We start from the raw sequence: 3,960 nt of genomic DNA on the forward strand, positions 1-3,960 counted from the left end.
GGCGGGGGACGCGGTCCCGCCCGGCCCGTTCGGCCCCGGCTCCGCGATGCCCCGGCCCGGTGGCGGGGCGCCCAGCGACAGCTTCGCGGTGAAGGCGAGCGTCACGGCCTTGCGGTACTGCACCGAGGAATCCGCGCAGTTCCCGAAGATGGTCGCCGAGGTCTGGTTCCGGACCGCCGAGGACGCCGAGCGCGTCGGGTTCCGCCCGCTCACCTGAGCCGTATAGCCGTGAAGGCCTCCTTACCGGGCAAAAAAGCCGGTAAGGAGGCCTTCACGGCTTTTGACTAAGCGACGGTCCAGGTGTCCTTGCCGCGCAGGAGGCCCTGCAGGTCCGGCGTGCGAGCCGCGCGGGCCTGCTCGACCTGGGCGCGCGCGCCGTCGTCGTAGGTCGGGCGCTCGACCTGGCGCAGGATGCCCGTCGGGACGTGGTTGAGGCTCTGATCACCCAGCCGCGACAACGCGAACGCATACGACGTGTCGACGATCGACGGGTCGTGCACCACGATGTTGTCTTCGCCGATGTCGGCGACCTTCGCCACGTCCAGCCCGCCCCAGTCACCGCGCTTGACGCCGAATTCCTGGTTCGGGCCGAAGCGGATCGGCTCGCCCGCGCGCAGCGGGATCAGCCGGGTGGCGGCCTCGTCGGCGTCCTTGAGGACGTCGAACGCGCCGTCGTTGAAGATCGGGCAGTTCTGGTAGATCTCCACCAGCGCCGACCCGCGATGCTCCGCCGCGGCCTGCAGCACCTCGGTCAGGCCCTTGCGGTCGGAATCCATCGCCCGGCCCACGAACGACGCCTCCGCGCCGATCGCCAGCGAGAGCGGGTTGAACGGCGTGTCCACCGAGCCCATCGGCGTCGACTTCGTGACCATGCCCTGGCCCGACGTCGGGGAGTACTGGCCCTTGGTCAGCCCGTAGATCCGGTTGTTGAACAGCAGGATCTTGATGTTCACGTTGCGGCGCAACGCGTGGATCAGGTGGTTGCCACCGATGGACAACGCGTCACCGTCACCGGTGACCACCCACACCGACAGGTCCGGCCGCGTGGTGGCCAGGCCGGTCGCGATCGACGGCGCGCGGCCGTGGATCGAGTGCATGCCGTAGGTGTTGAGGTAGTACGGGAACCGCGACGAGCACCCGATGCCCGAGATGAACACGATGTTCTCGCGCTTGAGCCCCAGCGTCGGCAGGAACGACTGGACCGCGTTGAGCACGACGTAGTCGCCGCAGCCGGGGCACCAGCGGACTTCCTGGTCGGACTTGTAGTCCTTGGCCTTCTGCGGCTCGTCGGTGGTGGGCACGAGGTCCAGGCCACCGATGGTGGGAAGCCCGATGTCGATTGCGGTCATTTCGCCGCCTCCGTAGTAACGCCGGTGATGATCTCCGAGAACAGGTTCTGCAGCTCTTCGGCCTTGAACGCCATCCCGGCGACCTTGGTGTGCGAGTGGACGTCCACCAGGTACTTCGCCCGCAGCAGCAGGGACAGCTGGCCCAGGTTCATCTCCGGCACCACGACCTTGTCGTAGCTGCGCAGGATGTCGCCGAGGTTGGCGGGCAGCGGGTTGAGGTGCCGCAGGTGCGCCTGCGCGATCGGCATGCCGAGCTTGCGCACGCGCCGGCAGGCCGCGCCGATCGGGCCGAACGACGAACCCCAGCCGAGCGCGAGCACGCGGGCCTTGCCGCCGCTCGGGTCGTCGACGACGAGGTCGGGGACGTCGATGCCGTCGATCTTCGCCTGCCGCAGCCGGACCATCTTGTCGTGGTTGTCCGGGTCGTAGGAGATGTGGCCGGTCTTGTCGGCCTTCTCCAGCCCGCCGATGCGGTGCTGTAGACCCGGCGTGCCCGGGATCGCCCAGGCGCGGGCGAGGGTCTCGGGATCGCGGACGTACGGCCAGAACTCGCCGGAGTCGTTGTCCGCGTTGGGCTCGGACGCGAATTCGACGCGCAGGTCGGGCAGCGTCTCGACGTCCGGGATCAGCCACGGCTCGGAGCCGTTCGCGATCGCGCCGTCGGAGAGCAGCAGCACCGGCGTGCGGTACTTCAGCGCGATCCGGGTGGCTTCGATGGCCGCGTCGAAGCAGTCCGCCGGCGACAGCGGCGCGACGATCGGGACCGGCGACTCGCCGTTGCGGCCGAACATCGCCTGCAGCAGGTCGGCCTGCTCGGTCTTGGTCGGCAGGCCGGTCGACGGGCCCCCGCGCTGGACGTCGATGACGACCAGCGGCAGCTCGACCATCACGCCGAGGCCGACGGCTTCGGACTTCAGCGCGACACCCGGGCCCGACGTCGAGGTGACGCCGAGCGCGCCGCCGTAGGAGGCGCCGAGTGCGGCGCCGATGCCGGCGATCTCGTCTTCGGCCTGGAAGGTGATGATGCCGAAGTTCTTGTGCTTGGACAGCTCGTGGAGGATGTCCGACGCCGGCGTGATCGGGTAAGTGCCGAGCAGGATCTGCAGGCCGGAGCGCTGTCCGGCGGCGACGATCCCGTAGGCCAGCGCGGTGTTGCCGGTGATCTGCCGGTAGGTGCCCTGCGCCAGCTTCGCCGGGGCGACCTCGAAGGTGGTGGCGAACGATTCGGTGGTTTCGCCGTAGTTCCAGCCCGCGCGGAAGGCGAGGATGTTCGCCTCGGCGATGTCCGGCTTCTTCGCGAACTTCTCGCGCAGGAACCGCTCGGTGCCTTCGGTGGGCCGGTGGTACATCCAGGACAGCAGACCGAGCGCGAACATGTTCTTGCAGCGCTCGGCGTCCTTCTTGCCGAGGCCGGTGTCCGCGAGCGCGCCCTGGGTCAGGGTCGACATGGCGACCCGGTGGACCTGGTAGCTCTCGAGGGTGTCGTCGTCGAGGGGGTCGGTGGCGTAGCCGACCTTGACCAGGTTGCGTTTGATGAAGTCGTCGGTGTTGACGATGATCGTCCCGCCCTGCGGGACGTCGCCCAGGTTCGCCTTCAGCGCGGCCGGGTTCATCGCCACGAGTACGTCCGGGCGGTCGCCGGGGGTGAGGATGTCGTAGTCGGCGAAGTGCACCTGGAACGACGAGACGCCGGGGATGGTGCCCTGCGGCGCGCGGATCTCGGCGGGGAAGTTCGGCATCGTCGACAGGTCGTTGCCGAAGGCGGCGGCTTCGGAAGTGAAGCGGTCACCGGTCAGCTGCATACCGTCACCGGAGTCGCCCGCGAACCGGATGACCACCCGGTCGAGCTTGCTGACCTCGGTCGTCCTGGTCGCGGCGAGCGAGCCGTGACCAGCGCCGTTGCCGTTCGCACTCGTGCTCATGAGTCAGGGAATCCCTCTCTCCCGACGTTGCGGCCGTCGATCGCCCGCCTGGTGTCGCGGCAGGCGGATCACCAGGCACTACCACGAGGTTAGCTCGCGCCCGGCGCCCATGTTTCCGCGCGTCCGGGGTCGTTGGCGACCTCTGTTATGCCCTGTCGGTCCTCTGTGCTGGTCCGACAAATACCTGTAACCGATGGTAACGGTTAACTTAGGGGGTCCGTTGTGATGCGCGTCTCGCGGCCCGATGTCCACCTGGTGGGATTCAGGAGCGGGACCGGATCCGCGCCCGCATCGCCTCGACCCGCTCGGCGAACTCCGGGGAGGCCAGCGAAGCCAGCTGCGGCTCGATCTCGACGTCGACGGCGTCCGCGTGGGCGGCCAGCGCCCCGGTCGTCCGGAGGCTGTGCTTGGTGGCGATGAGGGCTTCACGCGGAGCGGCGACCGCCGGGGCGGCGAGCTCACGGGCCGCGTCGAGGAGGTCGCCCTCGACGACCCGCAGCGCCAGCCCGGCGCGTACCGCGGCTTCGGCGTCGAGCGGCTGCCCGAACAACGTCATCGCGGCGGCCTGCTGCGGCCCGGCGATGCGCTGCGTCATCCAGGTCATGCCACCGCCCGGGTGCAGCCCGAGCTCGAGGAACCGGGCGACGAACTTCGCCCGCGGCCCGGCGAGCCGCACATCGGCGGCGAGC

Annotated in this window: 3 protein-coding genes and 1 pseudogene; 1 reads left to right on the top strand and 3 read right to left on the bottom strand. The window is 69.4% G+C overall.

The annotated features are described in order from the left end of the window. Nucleotides 1-217: pseudogene (locus tag G3I65_RS45530) on the top strand (hypothetical protein); the annotation flags it as partial. Between the two features lie 67 nt (nucleotides 218-284). On the opposite strand, the gene G3I65_RS45535 reads toward G3I65_RS45530, so the two are convergent. The 3 genes from G3I65_RS45535 to G3I65_RS45545 all read right to left on the bottom strand — a co-directional run. After that, entirely contained in the window at nucleotides 285-1,349 is a 1,065-nt protein-coding gene (locus tag G3I65_RS45535) for a 2-oxoacid:ferredoxin oxidoreductase subunit beta (RefSeq protein WP_160701613.1), read from the bottom strand. Next, the gene (locus tag G3I65_RS45540; protein ID WP_160701614.1) at nucleotides 1,346-3,271 is read right to left on the bottom strand and encodes a 2-oxoacid:acceptor oxidoreductase subunit alpha; all 1,926 of its coding nucleotides are present in this window, start codon (nucleotides 3,269-3,271) and stop codon (nucleotides 1,346-1,348) included. The genes G3I65_RS45535 and G3I65_RS45540 overlap by 4 nt, the downstream gene beginning before the upstream one ends. A gap of 262 nt (nucleotides 3,272-3,533) precedes the next feature. Continuing rightward, on the bottom strand, nucleotides 3,534-3,960 hold a 427-nt coding region (locus G3I65_RS45545), incomplete at its 5' end, for an enoyl-CoA hydratase-related protein (protein ID WP_239071844.1).

Source organism: Amycolatopsis sp. SID8362, assembly GCF_010550475.1.
In the GTDB taxonomy this organism is placed as follows: domain Bacteria; phylum Actinomycetota; class Actinomycetes; order Mycobacteriales; family Pseudonocardiaceae; genus Amycolatopsis; species Amycolatopsis eburnea.